Genomic DNA, 20,388 nt, shown 5'->3' with positions numbered 1-20,388 from the left:
GTCGCGTTCCCGCAGCCTGCGTCACGGTGTTCGGCGACTCACTCACGGCAACACCTCAAAGATGCCGCGCGCGCCCTTCTCGGCGTCCGACATGACGTGGCTCACGAACGGATAGTGCCCAGCCTCGGAGAAGGACAGCTCCACGAATCCACCCTGCGCGGAGGCCAGATCGAGCACTTGCGAGCCACCCGTCCCGGTGCTGCCGCCGTCCTTGAGCGGGTAGTCGCCCTCCTTATAGACGGTATGGAACTGGCCGCCGACGATGTGGAAGGCGCTGCCCACGTTCGGGCCGGCATCCAGCACCCAGACCCGCACGGTCTCGCCGACCCGGGCCGGAAGCGGACGGGCGGCGTACTGGTTGGCGTAGCCGTTGAAGACCATCAGGTCGGGGGTCTGCGCCTTGACCTTGACGGCGTCGACCTCGCCGCCCTGCGCGCCGAGGTAGAGCTCGGACTGCACCAGGAGGTACTCGCGGTCTACGTCGGCCAGGCCGGGCGGGTCGATGATCACGGCACCGAACATGCCGTTCGCGATGTGCACCGACATGGGCATGGTGGAGCAGTGATAGAGCCAGATGCCCGACCGGGTGGCGGTGAACGTGTAGACCAGGCTCTCACCGGGCTGGATGGTGCGCATCACGGCGTCGGGGGCGACGGCGCCTGCGTGGAAGTCGATGGAGTGCCCGACCGTGCCCTTGTTCACCAGGGTGATTTCGAACACGTCGCCCACCCTGCCGCGCAGGGTGGGGCCGGGCGCGGTGCCGTTGAAGGTCCAGAGCATCTGGGTGACACCGGGGGCCACCTCGGTTTCCACATTGCGCACGACCAAGGTACGGCGATGCACCGTGGCGTCGGGAGCGGGCGGCAGCACGGCATCGTGCGCCTCGAAATTCGCGTCGGGTACGGCCGTGGGGTCGATGTCGGTGGCGGCGGAGGGTCCGGTCACTGCCGCGTCCTGGCCGGTGTGACTGCCGTCCGCGGACATGCCCGCCATGCCGCCCATCGAGGTGCTGTCGCCGGTGGCGGATGCGCCCGCGTCGCCCACCACGACGATGCTGATCTCCATGCCCAGCAGCCGGTGTCCGGCGATCGAGCACCAGCCGTCCACGCTCGCGCCGATCACGCCAACGGCCACGGTCGTGGTGGTGCCCGGGTCAAGTGACCCCGACACAAGGCCGGACTCCAGCACCAGGTTGTGCGCCATGTCGTCGCTATTGGTGAGGGTGATCATAAGTGCGTCGCCGAGCGGCACCTCGATGCGGTCGGGCACAAAGCGGGTGTGCACCATGTCCACGGCGACCGTGGTGGTGTGACCGGTCGCGGCAGCGGTTCCAGAGGAGCCCGCGGCCTGGGTCGACACCGCCGACAGTTCCACCGAGGCCGGGTCGACAACGATGCCCACGGTCACCGTGAGCAGCAGCACGCTCGCGGCCGCGAGCATCCGCCCGGTGCTGCGCGGTCGCGGGCCCTGCACCGGCCGTTCGCCCGGCGCCACGCGCACGAGCGGCAGGGCGCGCACCCGCCGGTTGGCGCGGAGGGCCCGGGTGAACAGCACCAGGAAGCTGGCCAGGGTCGCCACGATCAGCATCGACAGCGCCACGGTGAGGGTGCTGGAGACCGGCAGCAGCGACAGGAGGAGGGCGCCGTTGACGACCACGACCCGGAACAAGCCGCCGCGATCGAGCTCGGCGGCGGCGGCTTTGAGGGCGGCCGGGCCGCCACCGAGCACGACGGGCACGAGGTGGCTGAGGGCGCCGAGCAGGATCTGGGCGGCGAAGCCGATCGCGAAGTACGGCACCAGTGTTTCCACGCCGGCGGCCGCGACCGTCCAGCTGGGGGCGGACGCCACGCGCAGACCGAACCCGAGGGTGCAGAGCGCGAACCAGATCTGCGCGGCGCCCAGGCTCCAGGCTGCGAAGGTCACAGCTGGCGCCCGGCGCAGGTGCCCGACACCCTCCCAGAGCACGCGGCCGAGGGCCACCAGGTAGACCAGAACACCGAGTGCAACGACGAGGCGCAGGTCGGCAAGGCAGCCCAGCCCGACGAGAACCAGGCCACCCGCCAGCACCGTCAAGGTGCTGCCGGCTGCCACTGTCGCGCCCGCGACGCGGGTGTGCAAGACGGTCGGCCAGAGCAGTGCGATGGTGCCGATCACGGTGAGGCCGACCCAGCCGAGCAGGTTGAACGCGAGGTGACCGATGAACAGGCGTTCGTAGTCTTCGCCTCCCCCGTCGAGCCGGGCCATCAGGATGCCCAGGGTGACGCCGGCGGCGAGCATCACCGCGCTCGCCACGTAGTAGCGCACCAGCGGGGCGAACCGGCCCGGCATCGCACCCCGGGTCTGACCCACGATGACGGCGGCGTGGGCCAACGCGTTCAGGCCCACCAGGATGCCGCCGACCAGCACGAGCGGATACCAGCCGATGACAATGCCCGTCATCACCGCGATGGCGCCGACGGTGTGCGTACTCAACCGCAGTCCGAGCGAGAGACGATGGCCGAGGGCCTTGCGCCGTAGCAGGGTATCGGCGAAGTGCTGGCTCCAGATCAGGATGGCCGTGCTCACCGCGCCGAGGAGCAGCAGGTGCACGAGCAGCCAGCCCGACGAGGGCAGTTGGCGGTGCAGCAGGGTGAGGATCACCGCGGCAGCCAGCCACGCGGGCACCAGGCTGCCCGAGACGATGTGCCAGAGCTTGTCTTTCACAGCAGCGACCTCCCCAGGGGCGCTGCTGACGGGGTCGCAGTGTTGCGCGGTGTCGTCCGCACGGGCGGCACGGTGGTTCCGCGCAGAACCGAGACTGCGGCAATCGCCACGAACAGCAGCACCGCGACGATGTTGAACACTCCGCCCCACTGCACCAGCACCGGCCGGCCATAGGCGTCGCCGAAGAGTACCCGCACCAGCAGCGACACATGCAGCAGCGACGCCGGCAAGTACATGACCGGCCGATACGGCAATGGCCGGCGCAGCACGGCCGGCAGGATGGTGGGAGCGTGCGCCATGATCATCGACATGACGAAGCCCAGGAACACGGCGTGCATCATGGCGTCGTAACCGGGGCCGGAGTAGACCGGACCCCGCAGCAACCAGATGCCGCCCACGACGGCGAGCCAGCCATACCCGGCCAGCAGGCACCAGGCCATGTAGCGGGGTAACCCGACCGAGCGCACCATGCGGGTGGCGATGTCGTGCCGGAACAGCCAGGCCACCAGCGCCAGCATCCCGGCACCGAGCAGGGGGTAGCCGGCGATCGGCCAGACCAGGGCGACGACCGAGCCGAAGCTGAGCGCGAGGCTGATGCCGAGCATCCACTGTTCGGCGCGCCGGTTGACGGTGGGCGAGATGCGGGACAGTTCGAGGCGTTCGCCGGCGATCGTGAGCACCAGGAAGAGGATGAGCAACGGTGCGAGCTGCGGGATGCCGATTCCGCGCAGCCAGAAGATCGTGGCCATGAGCCCGGCCAGGGCGCCGAGCACCTGTACGGCGGTGGAGACCGAGCCCTGCTTGCGCCAGATCTCGACGTAGATTGCCAGCAACATGGTGGTGCCGGCGACCAAGGCGGCCTGGCCCACGACCACCGGCAGCGGTGAGATGAGCGCGATGCCGCCGGCACCGAGCAGGCCGGGCGAGAGATAGGCCCACCTGCGGCGCACGGCCACGGCCCGCTCGAGCACCACGACGGTGCCGACGAAGCCGAACACCATCAGCGGGCCGTGCACCTCCGTGAGTCGGGTGCTGTCGACGGGCGCCCAGAGGCCGAGCAGGAGCAGCGCGCCGTTGAGTCCGGCGAGCAGGGCGATGCCCCCGAGGAGCAGGAAGACCAGCCGGGCGGTGACAGGAGGCCGCTCCATCGGGCCGGTGCCCCGCGTAGCGCTGCCGGTTCGGCGAAGAGGGCTCGGCGTAGTCATCGGCGGCGTGGGTCAGGTCAGGTTGGGGTCGGGGTCAGATGGCGCGCGTGGGTGCTTCGGCCGATGCTTCATGGTCGGCAGGTTCGGCACGGCGACGGTCCGATGACAGGATGATCGGTTCGACGGTCACGGCTTCTCCTTCGGCGGGTCGAATGACCCCAGAGTGCCATTATAGAGGACGAACATCCTTTTAATAGGATCGTGCCATCAGAGCGCTGGCTGCTACTCGCGGCCCTCGAACGACACGACGAAACCGATGACGCGGTCGCACACGGAGATCCCGCTAATTTGCGGTCCAGGACGTGTGCTCGTGGGTGATCCAGACGTGTTCAGGATGCAGCGAGAGAATCAGTCGCTGGCCTTCGGTCTCGGGATTGTCCAGCTCGCCGAACCACACCGCGGTGTCTCCGGCGATGATTGTCGGACGCTCGCCGGTATCGACGACAACGATCTGTGAGCCGCGGGTGTGGCCCGGCGCCGGAAGGAGGCGAATCCCGGGAAGCACGTCGAATTCTCCATCGACGGGCACATAGTGCACGCCGGGCGGGTCCACCCATTCTCGGATAGTTTAGTCGTCTTCGGTGCGGGCATCGTCAAGTTCCTGGCGCTGGACGTAGATGGGCGTGCCGGGGAAGAGGTGGTTGCCGCCACAGTGGTCGAAGTGAAGGTGTGTGTTGATGACGATATCGACGCTCTCGAGGTCGAATGCCTGCGCCTTGAGAGAGTGGGGGCGAGGGTCGAGATCGGCCGCTGCGGGGTGGATCTCTGTGAAACCGGTGTCGACGAGCACCCTCGCATCGGGATGTTCGATGAGGTGCACGTAGACGGGCATTGGGTACCCCTCTGCGGTCAAGTCACCGACATGAATGGGCGTGATTGTGATGGGGGCGTTCATGACGCGTCTCCTTCGCGAGTAGCGGATGTTGTCGTTCGTTCAGCCCAGATTCCGACGTTCACAGCACCCAACCTAGAAGCTCTACGGTCCAGCGTGAAGGGCCATTTATTGACCAGTTGAGTGGACCATTCGCCAAGGTGAGCGTGTGTCTGTGGACTGGGGGCGCGGAGGCCTCGACCTTCGCGACTCCCCCAGTTTGGGGCGGTGACCTCGGGTCGACACCTCTTGAGGGGAATGTCACTCAATGGGTCGATAGATTGGTGGGAGTTCTAGGGGGGACTGTGGTTGATCGTTCGAGCGTCTGTCCTCGCGAACGCGACCTGGTCCGGAGTACTACCTCAAGTCTGCCTATTCCGGTGAGGCGCTGATGCGCGCGCGGATTCATACCGGACTGGTGTGGGCGATGGTCCTGGTCCTGGCCGCCAGCGTGGTCGGGCTGGCTGTGCATTGGGGCGGATGGGGCCCGGCAGGTGACGTCTGGTTCGAGCCGGTCCTTGTCGTCTCGGTAGGGCTGACGGACCTGTTACCCGTCGCAGTGTGCTGGATGGCTGTCGGAAGGGTCGGACTTCGGCGCCCGGAGGTTCTGCTCGCCGCGACCGCGATGACCGCCTACGTTGCTGGTGACTGTTACAGAGCCTGGGTAGAGGCCACGACCGGCTCGATTCCGTTCCCGTCGGTTGGCGACGTCCTGTATTCGCTGTTCTACCTGCTGATGCTGGCCGCTCTGATCGTTGCGGTGCGCCGCCACGTGCGGACGCTGGCATCGTCGGTCTGGCTGGACTGCGTGGTGGGGTCGCTCGGCGCAGCCGCGGTGCTGGCGATTCCGCTGAGCCCGGTGCTGGACTCGGCCCTGACCAGTTCATCGTGGTTGGCCACCGTGACGGCGATCTCCTTCCCACTCTTCGATCTGCTGCTCGTGGCCGCTATCGGCGGGATCGGCGCCTTGGGGGGCAGGCGGCTGGGAAGACGGTGGGTGTTGCTGTTCGTGGGCCTGCTGGTCTTTGCCGCGGCGGACGTGCTCTACGCGCTGCAGGTGAACGCCAACACCTATGTGCGCGGTACGCCGCTAGCCGCGGCCTGGGCGATCGGACTTGCCCTGTTGGCATTGTGGGTCGACGGTATGGAGCGAACTCATCCGGCCGCGGTACCCGAGACGAGCCCAGCGACCGGCAGGGCGGCACTGATGGTGCCGGTGGTGGCCACCGCCGCAGGGCTAGGGGTGCTCTTGGTGAGCAGCCGGGTGCCCTTGTCAACGCTTTCGGTCGCTCTTGCGGGGGCGACGTTGGTCGCGGCGACAGCTCGCACCCAGGTCGCCTTCCGTCAGGTCGCGTGGATGGCGCATCTGCGCCGCGTTGCCTCTGCAACGGACGACTTAACAGGCCTCCCGAACCGGCGGGCCCTCCACGTAGAGGGGCACGCGCGCTTGGTGGACCCGGAGCGTCGCCGCCAGTCGCTGCTGATGCTCGACCTGGATAAGTTCAAAGAGGTCAACGACAGCCTGGGCCACCACGCCGGAGACCAGCTGCTGGTCCAGGTCGGCGCCCGCCTGCGTGAGCACCTGCGGCCTGGGGACCTGCTGGCGCGTCTGGGCGGCGACGAGTTCGCGGTCCTGCTCGAGGATGCCGGCCACGCCGAGGCCATTGACGTGACCGTCAAGTTGCGCGCCGCGCTGGCCGAGCCATTCGCTCTGGAGGACATCACACTGCACACCAGTGTCAGCGTCGGTATCGCGCTCTTCCCCGACCACGGTCTGGACCTGAGCTCCTTGTTACGCACGGCCGATATCGCCATGTACAAGGCCAAAACATCGGGCCGTGGCCAGCACGTCTACATCACCGCCGACGACACCGACGCCACCACCCGGCTGAAGACGGTCGAGGAACTGCGAACCGCACTGACCACCGACCAGCTCGTGGTGCATTACCAGCCCAAGATCGACCTGGACACCGGCGAGGTCCACAACGTGGAGGCGCTGGTGCGCTGGGATCACCCCACCCGAGGCCTGCTCTACCCCGACGCGTTCCTGGCCTTGGTCGAAGAATCAGGATTGATGCGGACCCTGACCCGGGTCGTCCTTCAGGTCGCCCTGGACCAGGCGGCGGTGTGGCACGCCGAAGGCCGACCCCTCACGGTCGCAGTCAACCTCTCGGGCAGCACGCTGATCGACACCAGCCTGCCCGACGAGGTCGCAGCAATGCTGACGGTCCGTAACCTCCCGCCGGGTGCCCTCCAGCTGGAGATCACCGAGGAGTTCCTGATGGCCGACCGCGACCGGGCCCGGAGCATCCTGACCCGGCTGCGGAGCAGCGGTATCCAGATCTCCATCGACGACTTCGGCACCGGGTACAGCTCACTCTCCTACCTGCGCGATCTGCCCCTCGACGAGCTCAAGCTGGACCGCTCGTTCGTCTTCCCGATGGTCGACGACGCCCGCGCTGCAGCACTGGTCGCCTCCACGATTAACCTGGCCCACAGCCTCGGCCTGCGGCTGGTTGCCGAAGGCGTCGAGACCAAGGCCGCTTACACCGAGCTCGTCCGCCTCGGCTGCGATCAAGCCCAGGGCTACTACATGTCCCGGCCCGTCCCCGCCGCCGAGCTCGACCTGTGGCTCAGCGCCCGAGACATCGCCGACGAGTTCACTGAGATGACTGGCCTGCTGCCTTCTCTCGACTGACCTTCCGCCACGGGTCTCGCCTACCCGCTCCTCAGCATACGCGCTCTCTTCGTATCCTGTGCCTCACGCGTGCGATCCCATTCGACGCGATAGTAGACCGAAGACCACGCGGCGGCTCGACCTGATCGGGGGCGCAGTGGGACCGCCGATGACACGCGGCGCGGGATTCCGTTGGTTTCGACTGCCCCGACGGCCCTAGCTTCTCGAAGGGAGGAGGATTGATGTCGTGAAGATTCTCTCGATTCAGTCGGCCGTCGCTTATGGCCACGTTGGCAACTCCGCAGCCGTGTTCCCCCTCCAGCGCATCGGGGTCGAAGTGCTGCCGGTCAACACGGTGAACTTCTCCAATCACACGGGATATGGCGCGTGGCGCGGGTCCCTCATCACACCCGAGGATGTGCACGATGTCATCCTCGGCATCGAAGAACGTGGTGTGCTCCCCCAGATCGACGTCGTGCTCTCGGGATACCAGGGCGGCACCGGGATCGGCGACGTCATCGTGGATGCGGTGCAGCGGGTGAAGGCGGCGAACCCGTCGGCCATCTACGCGTGTGACCCCGTGATGGGTAACGCGAAGTCCGGGTGCTTCGTTGCGCCCGAGATCCCCCACCTGCTTCGGGATCGCGTCGTCCCCGTGGCCGACATCATCACTCCGAACCAGTTCGAGTTGGGATTCCTCACCGGAACCGAGCCCTCGACGCTGGACTCTACACTCGCATCCGTCGACATCGCCCGGGCGATGGGACCGGGCACCGTGCTCGTGACCAGCGTGGAACGCCCCGACCGCGAACCCGGCACCATCGAGATGCTCGCCGTGGATGCTGCGGGCGCGTGGATCGTGCAGACGCCCCATCTCCCTTTCAAAGCCAACGGATCGGGCGACGTCACCGCGGCGCTCTTCTCGGCGCACTACCGCGCGACAGGTGACGCTGCGGTCGCGCTGGAACGCACCGTGTCCAGCGTGTTCGATCTCCTCGAGCTGACCTACCAGTCAGGTGAGCGAGAACTGCAGCTCGTTCAGGCGCAAGAATCCTATGCGCACCCGCGCATGCAGTTCACGGCCCAGCGAGTGCGATAACCGCTGGAGGCCCCGAAAGCGGCCAACACGACGGCCGGCGAATACGCCGACGTACAGAGCGGACAACGCGTCACCTCTGCTGCGTCACACCCACCGCGTCTGGGAGTCGTCAGTTGATCCCCAGTCGCTCAAAGACCAGCGTGGCCTGGATGCGGTCGCCGCCCCCGAGACCCTTACTGCCTGAGGCTGACGTCGTGATGGTGTGCAGTCGATAGCCGAGAGCGGCTTGCGCGTTGATGGACTTTTCCAGCTCGGTGAGGTTGCCGGATCCGGTACCGAATAGCTTCTCCTTGAGCACCACCTGCAACACGACGTAGCTCTGCCCATTTTGCGCCGGCCGCGCTCTACCTCCCGCAACGGACTCCGACTTGATGTGGTCGATCAGAGCGGCGGGACTGTTCACCGGCGCCTCGTCTTGCCAGACATCCGTCCACTGGTTGCCATCCCACCGTCGCTGGCGACCCGAACCGTCGTCGTACCAACCTGCTGCTGCGTTCCCCACCATTGCCTCGTTTCAGTCGGAGCTGGACGATCGTGGTGAGACGGTCGGGTTCGTTTACCCCGATATTGGAACCTCTATCAGGAGTGTCTCCCAAGACCGTCGAACTGAATCGACCGTTACCTAACTATGCCGCTTCCACCCAGCACCTAAGCCACACCGGACGCCCCACAACGGGGAGCGGACTTGTGCAGTCACCTCCGCACGGAAAGGCTTGCCGCGGCGGCGACCCTCAGGTTCAATACTTCTTGCCGCCGACACCCGGCACGGACGTTTCATTGGTCATCCATGCCGCGACCTGGAGTTCGTCGAGATCGTCCACGGATTGCGCCATGCCCCACCTGCTGCCGAGCGTGCGCGGCGAACTGCTCGCCCGGCTCGGCCGCACCGACGAGGCCCGATCCGAACTGAGCACCGCCGCCGACCTGGCGAGCAACGAACGCGAGAGCGCGGTGCTGCGCGCCGAGGCAGCCGCGCTCTGACGTGTGCGCACGGCCTGATAACCACACCCGGTTGCAACTTTTTGGTTGCAGTTTTTCCTCGCTTGTGCAACTCTTAGGTTGCAGCAATCAACTGAAGGACTAATCCACCGAAGGGATGCACCATGAGTACGAATGTCAACGAGTTGTCCGTTGTCGATGCCGACAAGTTCACCGTCTCACGAACCATCACGATCGCAGCCCCCATCGAGAAGGTCTGGGCGGCCGTCACCGAGGCGCAGCACATCGCCCGCTGGTTTCCCGAGCACGCCACCCTGTCACCGCTCGCGGTCGGCACCACTGGCGTCTTCGGCTGGTCCGACCACGGCGACTTCCCGGTCCGCATCGAGGAGCTCGACCCCCCGCGTATGATCGCCTACCGCTGGGGCAACAGCAATGCCGCCGCATCCACTCTCGAGTCGGGCGAGACCACCGTGTTCCGCTTCACCCTCGAAACAGTGGATGCCGGCACGCAACTCACGGTCGTCGAATCCGGTTTCGACGCCCTCCGTGACCCCGCCGCGAGCATGGACGGCAACCGCGGCGGCTGGGACTTCGAGCTGGACGAGCTGGTCGCCTACCTCGAAGGTTCCGAGTGACCGCGTCCACCCTCGTTCCCGTTTTCGCCGCCCTCGGCGATGACACGCGCTGGAGCATCCTGGCAGCCCTCGGCGGGGCGGACGCATCGGCGTCCGCCCTCGCCGAGGTCCTCCCCGTCTCGCGCCAGGCGATCGCCAAGCACCTGGCGGTGCTGCAGGACGTCGGACTGGTCGAGCCAGTGCGAGTGGGTCGCGAAGTCCGGTACCGGGTGCTGGGCAGCCAGCTCGCCGAGACCGCCCGGCGGCTCGACCTGATCGGGGCGCAGTGGGACCGCCGGCTGGCGACGATCAAGCAGATCGCGGAGGCGCTGGAGTCGGAGTAACGCACTCGATCCCGAGACCCGGCGACATCCCCACGGAATCTGTTCCCGACGCTGCCGTCGTCTGTGCGCGTACCTCGGAATCCGAGACAGTGGCGACGGGAAGGACCCCGGTGAACTATCGAACAGCAGCGCTGAACAAGCTCCTCTTTTCCAGGGCCACGATGGCCTGGGGGCTGAACCCTCTGACGATCAGCCAGATGCCGAGCGAGAACTCGAATACGGCAACGAGGAGCGCTGAGGCTCCCGCCAATGCGTCGTGTTGACCGATGAGCCCGGTGAATACGGCGAGATAGCTTGCAAGGAGTACGGGGGCTCCAACGATTCCGATCAGGGACAGGGCCCGGGGCACCAGACGGGACTGGAACAGCAAGATCCCCAGCAGCAGGTCACAGACGGCCGGCATGAAACTCTGACTCAAGAGGAAGATGCGATCGTACAGGTAGGCGAGCGTGTGGCCGGCGACCACGACGTCTGTTCCAGTACCGCCCTGCCGTAATGCCACGATCGTCAGGATCACGGAAACGCCGAGCAAGATGGCGCTCGACTCCAGTATCCGTGCGGCCACCAGGCCCAGTGCGGCCGCTTCGTTCTGCTTCTTGAGCACGGGGAACAGAACGACGGCGGTGCCGATACCCGCGAGGGCGACAATGATCTCCGAGAGACCGCCGAGCACGGCCCCGGTGTCCGGGCCGGGGCCAAGAACATAGTCCGCACCCTTTACCGGGCCGTACAGGACGAGGGACGGAATCGAGACGAAGGTGAGCACATAAAGGATGCCCGCGATCAACGAAGTCCTTCGATATGGGGAGCGAGCCGGGACGGTTGCGTGTTCGGTGGCAATGTTCGTTCCTCCACTTTTCGGTTTTCAGGTCGAGGCAGGTCGATCGGGCAAGCACGATGGTCTCGACGGGATTCGCAAGATCCTGAGCTTCGTCAGCGTAGTCCCGCGTCCCCGCTGGGGATAGGAGCGCCCTCCAGTGGCCGTCCGAACCCCTTTGAGCGATGACAGCTACGACCCGGTGACGGATGATATGGACCTCACGCGACCGATGCTACGTGCCCACTCGCATCCGTCACTGGCTGAGTTGGGCGAGGAGTTGTAAGGCGTCGGCGTCGGGGGTGCCCGGCTGTGCCTGGTAGGTGAGGACGCGCAGGTTGGATTCGGCTGGCCGGAGGACGTCGAAGTCGAGGGTGAGCCGACCGACCAAGGGGTGGGCGAAAAGGTGTTGGCCATAGCTGAGGTCGTGCACGGGGTGCTCGGCCCAGATTCTGGCGAACGCGTCGCTGCGTTGTGCGAGCTCACCGATGACACCGCTGAGACGTTTATCGTCGGGGCAGGTGCTCGACGAGTACCTGAGGAACCCAACGACTTCGCGCGCCATGGTCTCGGAATCCTCGAACAGCTCGGGGCCGGCGCATCCGAGGAAGAAGCGCTGGGCGAAATTCGGACGGATGTCGTCCCGCTCGGTCGCGTCAAAGGGAAGGTCGTGGGCAAGTAGTAGGTGACCGAGCCTGTTCCAGGCGTAGATATCGTTGGCGTGATCGAAGACGATCGCAGGCCCGGGAAGGGCCGCGATGAGCCGCAAGATGCTCTGGCGCGGCCGTTCGGCTGGGACACCGATCGCACGCGCGTACGAGGGGCGCGCGAGGCGACGGAGGTGGAGTGCTTCATCGGGGTCGAGCCGCATGGCGCGAATGAGGGCTTCGATCACCTGATCAGATGCTCGCTCTGCATCCGCTGCCTGCTCGAGCCGGGTGTAATAGGCGACGCTCACGCCGACCAGCTGAGCGATCTCTTCTCGCCGCAATCCGGGAACACGCCGCGCCCCATAGGCATTCACCCCAACCGCTTCCGGAGTCAGCGCGGCGCGGCGGCTGCGAAGGAAATCCCCGAACTCTGTTGACATCATCCCAGTATGCGCGGTGCAGCGACCGGTCGGGAGGATCAGCCTGACCCTGCTGGTGGTACGCACACCGGGGGTCTGGCTGGTCATCAACGGCAATGACAGGCTAGGGCAAATGCACTCACGTATGACCCGACACCAACTCGTCGCACTCCTGATCCTCCTTTCCTCGCAGTTCCTGCTCTCGGTGGACTTTTCGATTCTGAACGTCGCACTTCCGGAAATCGGGTCGGCATTGGGGTTTGCGTCCGCCGATGTGCAGTGGGTCGCGACGACGTTCGCGCTGTGCGCGGCGGGCTTCACATTGTTGCTCGGGCGGCTGGGCGATTGGGTCGGACGTCGCCGGATGTTCGTCATCGGTATGGCAGTCCTCGCTGGAGCATCGCTCGTGGGCGGCTTCGCTGGCTCTCCCGCGGTTCTGCTCGTAGCGCGGGCGCTGCAGGGCTTGGCAACAGCGGCCGCGATGCCCGCCGCGCTCGCGCTGATCACCTCCATCTTCCCGGAGGGGCCGCTCCGACGCCGGGCACTCGGGCTGAGCAGCGTCCTCGCCTCGCTGGGATTCACTGCCGGCGCGGTGTTCGGCGGGATCTTGACGAACTACCTGTCCTGGCGGGCAGCGTTCCTCGTCAACGTCCCGATCGCCGCCGCAGTCGTTGTACTGGCGCTACTCATCATCCGCGAACCAACCAGAGAGCATCAGGCCCGCCTTGACGTGCGCGGTGCGGCGCTCATCACCACGGCGCTGATCACCCTGGTCTTCGCGATGTCCCGCTTCGGTGAGCACGGCGTCACGGACCCGAACGGCCTGATCTGTCTCGCCGCCAGCATTGTCCTGATCGTCTTCTTCATCCGCACCGAGCGACGCCACAGCGCCCCGCTGGTGCCCCTGAAGCTCCTGACACGGCCGAATATCCTCGCCGGTCACCTCATCGGCTTCGCATCGCTCGCGATGGAGACCGGCCTTGTGTTCCTGTCCACGATGTACTTCCAGCACGTGCTGGAACTGGACCCGCTCATCACCGGTCTGATCATCGGCTTGACAGGCGTCGGCGCTGTCGTCGGCGGCGTCATCGGACCCCGCGTCGTCGGACGGCTGGGTATCCGCGGCGCGATGCTCCTCGGCCTCGGAACCCAGGCGCTGGCAACCGCCGCACTCGTCGCCGTGAACGACCACCCCGGATCGATCGCCCTCTACTCCGTGGTCGGCTTCATAGCCGCGATCGGTCATATGGTCGCCGTCGTCACATTCCTGGTTGCCGCGACGTCCGGTGTCGAACCAGGACAACAGGGCCTCGCGACCGGCTTGGTCACAATGACACAGCAGGTCGGCATGACCCTCGGCACCCCGATCGTGTCGGCGATCGCGACCGCTGCCGGCGGCCTCTCCAGCCTCCTCGCCCTGCGCATCGGAATCGGCATCGACGCCCTCATCGTCGCCGCATTCATCGCGGTGGTCGCCATCGTCCTCCGACGAGTCGGCACTCGCCGTGCGCCAGAGTCACCGCTCGACGCACACCCCGACGCTCACTCCGACGCAGAACAGGCGACAACCCTCTCGTGATCCTCCACGAGAACACCCATCCCACGGTTCTCCTGCAAAAGGAACGCACCTTTCTCCTCATCGACCGCGGGACATTCACACCTGCTGCGCCTCGGCTGGTCGGCGGGACGTCCGCCGTCCTGGAAACACACGACCACCCCGACCACTTCGACGTCGACCTGCTCTCCGCGGCACTCGAGTCCCAGCGAGAGCCCCGGATCTGGGCGCCGGCTGACGTCGTGGCGCAGGTCCACAACAACGATGGCCGGGTTACGGTCGTCGCACCCGGGGACCGTGTCGATATCGATGGCTTCCAGGTGGACGTCGTCGGAGGAACGCACGCGGTGATCCATCCGGATATGCCCGAGACCGGCAACTCGGTCCTGCATCGAGACGATCGCGATCCTTGGATCCATGAGTCGTTCGTCAACCAACGCCGCGGTCGCCCGTGACACGACGCAGAGCAGCCTCTGCACGAACCGGGGAATGAAATAGTCGCCCGATGCGACTGTCATGGTCTAGAAGGCCCGGAAGTCCAGCTTCGATTCCGCGACGGCGAGAACCGACCAGGTGCCGCCCTCGGCATCCGTGAATGCGAACGCGGGAACCACCAGGACGCTCCCGTCCGGCTGCCACTGGGTGGTGAGACCCAGGCGTGCACTGACGATCTCGACCTTGTTCACCGGCCAGGAGACCGAGGTGCCGGCGACTGGTGTTGCCGGCGGCTCCGTCGGTGCCACCCACTCCTTGGTCGTCGACGCCTGATCGCGGAGGGCGATCGGCAGAGACGTCGCCGCTCCGCTGAACCGCGGGTCTGAGAGGCGTTCGAAGCCCTCTTGCTCGCTGACCACCGGGTACGTTCCCAGAGCGATGACGTCGGCGAGGGCACCGTTGGCGTTGACGACACCACCTTCGGCCATCTCCAAGGACCAGCCCTGGTCGACCTGCTGCCCGTCGATGACCGGTTTTGCCGTGACGGTTCGTGTGGGAGAGCCCTCCGACACCTGAGAGGTGAATTCGAACTCGGCAGGGTCCCGGCCGGCGGCGGCGAGGAGCGCACGAAGCGCTCCGATCGCGGCGTCTTCGCTCGGCGGCTGGCCGGTCGGCTCGCAGGCGCTGTCACCCTCGCACTTCCACGGGTTCACCTGCGGGTTCTGGAAGTAGAAGGACAGCATGCCGTCGAGACTCACGGACAGGCTCGGGGCGCTGCCATCCTGCGGGCCGGCGACCCAGCTGCCGTCCCGCAGGTCGACGGGTAATCCGATGCCGAGCGCCGCGGCGAGCGCGGCGACCTTGTCTGAGCTGGATGCCGAACGAGGGTCGTAGGCATAGGCCTGAGCTGTGCCCGCCTGTGTGCCAAGACCGGACGCGCTGAAGGCGTTCCGGCCGGATCCGTAGGGGTAGGTCGAGGAAGACATCTTCTGGTCGGTCGCGGCGCCAGAACCCACGGATGGCTCCATTCCGCCTTGCGCGACGCTTTCGGGGCGCCCATTGGACTGCAGAGTGATGGGCGGAGCAGCGCCGTCGGCCAGGCTCTTCGGCCCGCCTTCGCTCGCTCCGATCCCGTATCCCGCGGCACCGACGATCGCGATCGACGCCGCGACCGCGACGAACGGGAGCCAGCGCGGCCGTCGGCGTGCTCGTGCCTTCTCCAGGTCGGCCACGGGTGCCGATCCGGCCATCGGTTCAGCCTCAGGGCCGGTCATCCGAGCGACGACCTCGTCGGCGAACCCGGCACGTGCCTCGATATCCCCCGCGGGGTCGGCGGCACGCAGCCGGGCGACCGGGTCTTGTTGTTTGTCGTCGTCGTTCATGTCAATCAGCCTCCGGGCTTTCGGTTCACCTGGTATATGTGCGCTCCGTGCCGCATCTTGCAGAAGCCCTAGAACGACATCCGCTCGCCCCAGGCTTCTCGCAATCGCTTGCGCGCACGCGACAGCGCGGCGTCCGCCCCGGATCGGGAGATACCGAGCACCTCGGCGAGCTCGGCTCCGTCCAGACCCTCCCACGCGTGCAGAAGAAGGATCTGCCGGTCGCGCTCGCTCACGCTTGCCAGCGCGCCACGGAGTTCCGCATCGAACAGGCTGTTCAGCTCCGGATCGCCGTCGACTCGCGCCACGCCCGACTCGGGCACCTCGTCGACCGGAAGATCGATGTGCTTCCTGCGCGCATTCGCGAGCGTGAATCCCGCCGTGCGATACAGCCACGGCAGCACGGCCTCCCGGGGCACGTCGTTGCGTCGACGCCAGGCTGTCGCGAAGACCTCAGCGACCAGGTCCTCGGCATCCTGACGCGGCCCGCGGCGGGCGAAATAGCGGATGAGCGCGGTCGAGTACTCGCGGACCATCACGGTGAACCAGTCCACATCGGCCGCAGTCGTGGGCGGGTCCGCACTGTCAGGCAGCGCCACTCCCTCGCTCCTGTCCGCGGTGGCTGGGGTGTCGGCGATGCTCACCTACTGAATATGTCGCATCCGCCGTAACTCTTGCACGCAGCGCCCGAATTTTCGGAGAACATCGTCACCTTCCTGCCCTCTCGTAAGAAGCGAAAGCTTTCTGGGTCGGAATACTTTTGGTTTCGATGTCCTCCAACGTGCGGCCACGAGTTTCGGGGACACGAGTCCGAATGAAGATGACACCAAGAATGCAAATGGCACCAAAGATCGCGAACACCGCGTCCTGGCTCATCAGTGCGGTCATGATCGGGAACAAGAGACCGACAGCGAACGATCCGATCCAGTTGAAGGACGATGCGATACCAGAGGCCCTGCCGCGAATCGCCATTGGGAAGATCTCTCCAACGATCACCCAGGTGAGTGGGGCCCACGTGAACGAATAGGCTGCCACGTAGATGCTCAAGAACACCACGATCATCATCGGGTTCGCGTCCTTCATCACGGTATTCAGTATCGCGGGCAGCAGGAAGGACACACCCATGATCGTGCCGCCCGCGGTCAGCAAGAGGCGTCGGTTGAACTTGTCCGCGATCACCAGGAACAGCAATGAGCCGAGCACGAGGAGCACGCCCTGGATGATCGGCCACATCAGCGCCGAACTTGCCGCATTACCTGTGGCCTTTTCCACGATCAACGGGATGTAGTAGAAGATCGCGTTGGCACCTTGGAGCTGCTGGAACGCGGCGACACCGACACCCGCAATGACGAGATACCGGTACTTGCTGTCGAACAACGTTGCAAGTGAGGTATTGCCAGCCGCCTGCTTCTCGACTTGGGCCGTTTCTGTGATCGATCTGAGCTCGGCATCGACCTCGTCTGGGCGGCGAATGTAGCGAAGTACCGTGAGTGCCTCGTCTTCCTCGCCGACTTTCACCAGGAACCGGGGCGATTCGGGCAACCGCAACACGCCCAGATACAGAATCACAGCCGGCACTGCGGCCGTCGCGAGCATCACTCGCCACGCCCACGCTTCGGGCAGATCCTTCAGCAGGAAATCCAAGATGTATGAGATCAGCATGCCGGAGACAATCATTGTCTGATTCAGGCCGGACAAGCGTCCACGTAGCCGCGCGGGTGCAAGCTCGGACATGTACGCGGGAACCGATGCGGACGCCGCGCCGACCGCCAGCCCCAGGAAGATTCGGGCGATGACCAGATAGATGACACCATCCTCGGGTGCCAGGCCGCAGAGAATTGATCCGAGCATGAAGACGACCGCTGCGGCGAGAATCATCTTGCGCCGTCCGAATCGATCGGAAAGCTGTCCGGCCACAGCGCCACCGAAGATGGCGCCGAACATGACGCCAGAGGTTACCCAACCGATGATGGCGGCATCGTCAAGGCCCCAGTCGCTTTGCAGGAACGGGAGCGCCCCAGTCATGACTCCGATGTCGTAGCCGAAAAGGATGCCTCCGAATGATCCGAAGAAGTAGATGAACTTGCTGTCGATCTTTTTTTCTTTTTCCATTTTTCACTCCGAGTGAGGAACTAGTTTCAGCCCCGGTTGATCACCAGGAAGGATGGCTGGCCGGGACGTCGTCTCGGGCCTAGGCCGTTGTGTCATGAGTGCGTTCTCGGCGATGAAATGGAGCGCGGCACATTGTGGTGTGCTCAGCTATTCCCTATCGCAGCTGTCCACTCTGACGCATGCCTCTGACGCATGCCCTTCCCGGTTATGGGACTTGGATGCCACGCCAGTGGGCTCTTTGGCCGAAAGTGATCGCTAACATCAAGCTTTTTGTTAGCCTAGCTCACAAGATTTCAGCATCGTGCCGCTGACCGACTGTGGTCGAGGCGGTGGTTCGCCGACCGGGCCCGCTCCTTCGGCCCGGCCGCGGGGTCAGTCTCCGGCTGTTCCCCGGCTGGAACACCACCACGACCACCAACCACGATGACAACCGTCTTGACTTCCGCCTCGGAGCCGGCGCAGCGGAGAACAGCGAGCTGGGGCACGTCGCCATCTAAGCTGGGCCTTCTGCCCACGGAAGGAACCTCAATGAGCATGGAAAGCGCGGCCTGGAGCTCGCTGTACAAGATCTCTTCCGCCAGGGACGGCAAGCACGGCTTCTCCCGTGAGTCCGTGCGGCGGATCCTGACGTTCGCGGTGCCCTACCGGTCCAAGCTGCTGATCTTCATTACCCTCTCCATCGTGGGAGCTTTCCTCGCGGTCGCGACGCCGGTACTCGCCGGCAAGGTGGTCGACGTCATCGTCGCCCAGGGCGCGGTCACCACGATCGTTTGGATCGCAGTGGTCATCGCCCTCGTGGCCGTGGCCGACGCCGCCGTGTCACTCGTGACGCGCTGGTACTCGGCGCGGATCGGCGAAGGCGTGATCCTGGACCTCCGCACTGCCGTCTTCAACCACGTGCAGAAGATGCCGATCGCGTTCTTCACCCGCACGCGGACGGGCGCCCTCGTGAGCCGCCTCAACAACGATGTGATCGGCGCTCAGCAGGCCTTTAGCGGAACGCTGTCCGGCGTGGTCACGAACCTCGTGGCGCTGACCCTCACCCTGATCGTCATGCTCAGCACGTCCTGGCTCGTGACGGTTCTCGCCGTGATCATGCTCCCCATCTTCCTAGTACCCGCGCGCCGCATGGGCAGCCGCCTCGCCGCGCTGCGCCGCGAGGCCGCCGACCACAATTCCGCCATGAGCACGCAGATGACCGAGCGCTTCTCGGCGCCCGGCGCCACCCTCGTCAAGCTGTTCGGCCGGCCCGACGAGGAGGCCGAGGAGTTCCGCGTCCGCGCCGCCCGCGTCCGCGACATCGGGGTCCGGACCGCGATGCTGCAGTTCGTCTTCTTCACCGCACTGATGCTCGTCTCTGCTCTCGCTCTGGCGCTCGTGTACGGGCTCGGCGGCTCCCTCGCACTCGCCGGCCAGCTGAATACCGGTGACGTGGTCACCCTGGCGCTCCTCCTCACCCGCCTCTACGCGCCGCTCACCGGCCTCGCAAACGCACGGGTGGAGATCATGAGCGCGGTGGTCAGCTTCGAGCGCGTCTTCGAGGTGCTGGACCTCGAACCGCTCATCCAGGAGATGCCCGACGCCGTCCCCGTCCCCGAAGGCCCAGTGGCCGTCGAGTTCGACAACGTTCGCTTCGCCTACCCGTCCGCGGACAAGGTGTCCCTCGCCTCTCTCGAGGAGGTTTCCACGCTGGACACCCGCGGCGGCGACGAGGTGCTGCACGGCGTGTCCTTCAGAATCGAGCCGGGGCAGACCGTTGCCCTCGTTGGTTCGTCCGGTGCCGGCAAGTCCACAATTGCCCAGCTCCTCTCGCGCTTGTATGACGTCGACAGCGGCGCCGTGCGCCTCGCGGGGACGGATGTCCGCGATGTCACTTTCGTCTCCCTGCGGCACACCCTGGGCATGGTGACGCAGGACGGCCACCTGTTCCACGAGACCATCCTCTCCAATCTGCGCCTTGCGAGGCCGGAGGCGTCCGACGACGAGGTGTGGGACGCCGTCCGCCGTGCGCGGCTCGAACCGCTCATCCGGTCGCTACCGGACCAGCTGGACACCATGGTCGGAGAACGTGGCTACCGGCTGTCCGGGGGTGAGCGCCAGCGGATGACCATCGCGAGGCTCCTGCTCGCCCAGCCGCGCGTCGTCATCCTCGACGAGGCGACGGCGGCGCTGGACTCGACGTCTGAGGCCGCCGTGCAGGCTGCGCTCAGCGAGGCGCTCAAGGGACGGACGGCGATGGTGATCGCACACCGCCTCTCCACCATCCGCAACGCGGACCTGATTCTCGTCGTTGAGGACGGCTCGATCGTGGAGCGCGGTACGCACGAGGAACTGCTGGCCGCGGGTGGGCGGTACGAGGAATTGCACCGGACCCAGTTCGCCGTGCAGAAGAATGTTGCGCCCGAAGAGGAAGCGCTGAGCCGGACCTAGTCGCTGAGCTCGGTCGTGTCGGCACAGGGAAGGATCCGCATATCGCTGTGCTCATGCCTCGATCACACACGCATGTGTGCTTGTATGGTAGTGTGCAAACATCCCCGGAACGAGCCTGGGACCCTGAAGCAGAAGG

Annotated in this window: 19 protein-coding genes; 8 read left to right on the top strand and 11 right to left on the bottom strand. The window is 65.9% G+C overall.

The window, feature by feature from the left end; translation table 11 throughout:
• Nucleotides 1–42: 42 nt before the first annotated feature.
• The 4 genes from E3O39_RS07770 to E3O39_RS19455 form a co-directional block, all read right to left on the bottom strand.
• On the bottom strand, nucleotides 43–2,703 hold the full coding sequence (locus E3O39_RS07770) for a multicopper oxidase domain-containing protein (RefSeq protein ID WP_134450199.1): 2,661 nt from the start codon (nucleotides 2,701–2,703) through the stop codon (nucleotides 43–45).
• Nucleotides 2,700–3,851, bottom strand: a complete 1,152-nt coding sequence (locus E3O39_RS07765; RefSeq protein WP_134450198.1) for a hypothetical protein — start codon at nucleotides 3,849–3,851, stop codon at nucleotides 2,700–2,702. The genes E3O39_RS07770 and E3O39_RS07765 overlap by 4 nt, the downstream gene beginning before the upstream one ends.
• Nucleotides 3,852–4,191: 340 nt before the next feature.
• On the bottom strand, nucleotides 4,192–4,461 hold the full coding sequence (locus tag E3O39_RS19460) for a hypothetical protein (RefSeq protein ID WP_241985010.1): 270 nt from the start codon (nucleotides 4,459–4,461) through the stop codon (nucleotides 4,192–4,194).
• A 15-nt stretch (nucleotides 4,462–4,476) separates the two neighbouring features.
• Nucleotides 4,477–4,803 (bottom strand): MBL fold metallo-hydrolase, encoded by a 327-nt coding sequence (locus E3O39_RS19455; protein ID WP_241985009.1) that lies wholly within the window; start codon nucleotides 4,801–4,803, stop codon nucleotides 4,477–4,479.
• A 367-nt stretch (nucleotides 4,804–5,170) separates the two neighbouring features.
• Here E3O39_RS19455 and E3O39_RS07755 point away from each other — a divergent pair, with 367 nt between their 5' ends.
• Together E3O39_RS07755 and pdxY are read left to right on the top strand one after the other, a co-directional pair.
• On the top strand, nucleotides 5,171–7,477 hold the full coding sequence (locus tag E3O39_RS07755; protein WP_134450197.1) for a bifunctional diguanylate cyclase/phosphodiesterase: 2,307 nt from the start codon (nucleotides 5,171–5,173) through the stop codon (nucleotides 7,475–7,477).
• A 226-nt stretch (nucleotides 7,478–7,703) separates the two neighbouring features.
• On the top strand, nucleotides 7,704–8,555 hold the full coding sequence (gene pdxY, locus E3O39_RS07750) for a pyridoxal kinase PdxY (RefSeq protein ID WP_134450196.1): 852 nt from the start codon (nucleotides 7,704–7,706) through the stop codon (nucleotides 8,553–8,555).
• 109 nt (nucleotides 8,556–8,664) lie between these two features.
• On the opposite strand, the gene E3O39_RS07745 is transcribed toward pdxY, so the two are convergent.
• Nucleotides 8,665–9,060 (bottom strand): DUF4177 domain-containing protein, encoded by a 396-nt coding sequence (locus E3O39_RS07745; protein WP_241985008.1) that lies wholly within the window; start codon nucleotides 9,058–9,060, stop codon nucleotides 8,665–8,667.
• A 326-nt stretch (nucleotides 9,061–9,386) separates the two neighbouring features.
• Here E3O39_RS07745 and E3O39_RS07740 point away from each other — a divergent pair, with 326 nt between their 5' ends.
• The 3 genes from E3O39_RS07740 to E3O39_RS07730 all read left to right on the top strand — a co-directional run bounded on the left by E3O39_RS07740 (nucleotide 9,387) and on the right by E3O39_RS07730 (nucleotide 10,455).
• Nucleotides 9,387–9,536, top strand: coding sequence for a hypothetical protein (locus E3O39_RS07740; RefSeq protein ID WP_370294742.1), 150 nt, complete (start codon nucleotides 9,387–9,389; stop codon nucleotides 9,534–9,536).
• 122 nt (nucleotides 9,537–9,658) lie between these two features.
• Complete coding sequence (locus tag E3O39_RS07735; RefSeq protein ID WP_134450195.1) at nucleotides 9,659–10,132, top strand: SRPBCC family protein; 474 nt, start codon at nucleotides 9,659–9,661, stop codon at nucleotides 10,130–10,132.
• The gene (locus tag E3O39_RS07730; protein WP_134450194.1) at nucleotides 10,129–10,455 is read left to right on the top strand and encodes a helix-turn-helix transcriptional regulator; all 327 of its coding nucleotides are present in this window, start codon (nucleotides 10,129–10,131) and stop codon (nucleotides 10,453–10,455) included. The genes E3O39_RS07735 and E3O39_RS07730 overlap by 4 nt, the downstream gene beginning before the upstream one ends.
• Before the next feature lie 115 nt (nucleotides 10,456–10,570).
• On the opposite strand, the gene E3O39_RS07725 is transcribed toward E3O39_RS07730, so the two are convergent.
• On the bottom strand, nucleotides 10,571–11,242 hold the full coding sequence (locus tag E3O39_RS07725) for a DUF4386 domain-containing protein (protein WP_241985007.1): 672 nt from the start codon (nucleotides 11,240–11,242) through the stop codon (nucleotides 10,571–10,573).
• A gap of 286 nt (nucleotides 11,243–11,528) precedes the next feature.
• Nucleotides 11,529–12,449: a helix-turn-helix transcriptional regulator gene (locus E3O39_RS07720; protein ID WP_198413404.1), complete on the bottom strand. Its 921-nt coding sequence runs from the start codon at nucleotides 12,447–12,449 to the stop codon at nucleotides 11,529–11,531.
• Nucleotides 12,450–12,486: 37 nt separating this feature from the next.
• Here E3O39_RS07720 and E3O39_RS07715 point away from each other — a divergent pair, with 37 nt between their 5' ends.
• Nucleotides 12,487–13,920: an MFS transporter gene (locus E3O39_RS07715; RefSeq protein WP_198413403.1), complete on the top strand. Its 1,434-nt coding sequence runs from the start codon at nucleotides 12,487–12,489 to the stop codon at nucleotides 13,918–13,920.
• Here E3O39_RS07715 and E3O39_RS07710 read toward each other — a convergent pair.
• The 4 genes from E3O39_RS07710 to E3O39_RS07695 form a co-directional block, all read right to left on the bottom strand.
• On the bottom strand, nucleotides 13,884–14,414 hold the full coding sequence (locus E3O39_RS07710; protein ID WP_134450191.1) for a hypothetical protein: 531 nt from the start codon (nucleotides 14,412–14,414) through the stop codon (nucleotides 13,884–13,886). The genes E3O39_RS07715 and E3O39_RS07710 overlap by 37 nt on opposite strands.
• Nucleotides 14,415–14,417: 3 nt before the next feature.
• Complete coding sequence (locus tag E3O39_RS07705; RefSeq protein WP_134450190.1) at nucleotides 14,418–15,713, bottom strand: hypothetical protein; 1,296 nt, start codon at nucleotides 15,711–15,713, stop codon at nucleotides 14,418–14,420.
• Between the two features lie 68 nt (nucleotides 15,714–15,781).
• Entirely contained in the window at nucleotides 15,782–16,354 is a 573-nt protein-coding gene (locus tag E3O39_RS07700; protein WP_241975276.1) for an RNA polymerase sigma factor, read from the bottom strand.
• 64 nt (nucleotides 16,355–16,418) lie between these two features.
• A complete protein-coding gene (locus E3O39_RS07695; protein WP_134450189.1) occupies nucleotides 16,419–17,822 on the bottom strand; it encodes a sugar porter family MFS transporter in 1,404 nt (467 codons plus the stop codon).
• 329 nt (nucleotides 17,823–18,151) lie between these two features.
• On the opposite strand from E3O39_RS07695, the gene E3O39_RS19290 reads away from it, so the two are divergent.
• Nucleotides 18,152–18,319, top strand: a complete 168-nt coding sequence (locus E3O39_RS19290; RefSeq protein ID WP_198413402.1) for a hypothetical protein — start codon at nucleotides 18,152–18,154, stop codon at nucleotides 18,317–18,319.
• Nucleotides 18,320–18,350: 31 nt separating this feature from the next.
• Entirely contained in the window at nucleotides 18,351–20,252 is a 1,902-nt protein-coding gene (locus tag E3O39_RS07685; RefSeq protein WP_134450188.1) for an ABC transporter ATP-binding protein, read from the top strand.
• The last annotated feature ends 136 nt before the right edge of the window (nucleotides 20,253–20,388 follow it).

Origin of the sequence: Cryobacterium sp. MDB2-A-1 (genome assembly GCF_004402675.1) — a bacterium.
GTDB lineage: Bacteria > Actinomycetota > Actinomycetes > Actinomycetales > Microbacteriaceae > Cryobacterium > Cryobacterium glucosi.
The sequence above is the reverse complement of the archived record's forward strand: the minus strand, read 5'-3'. Positions and strand labels throughout refer to the sequence as shown.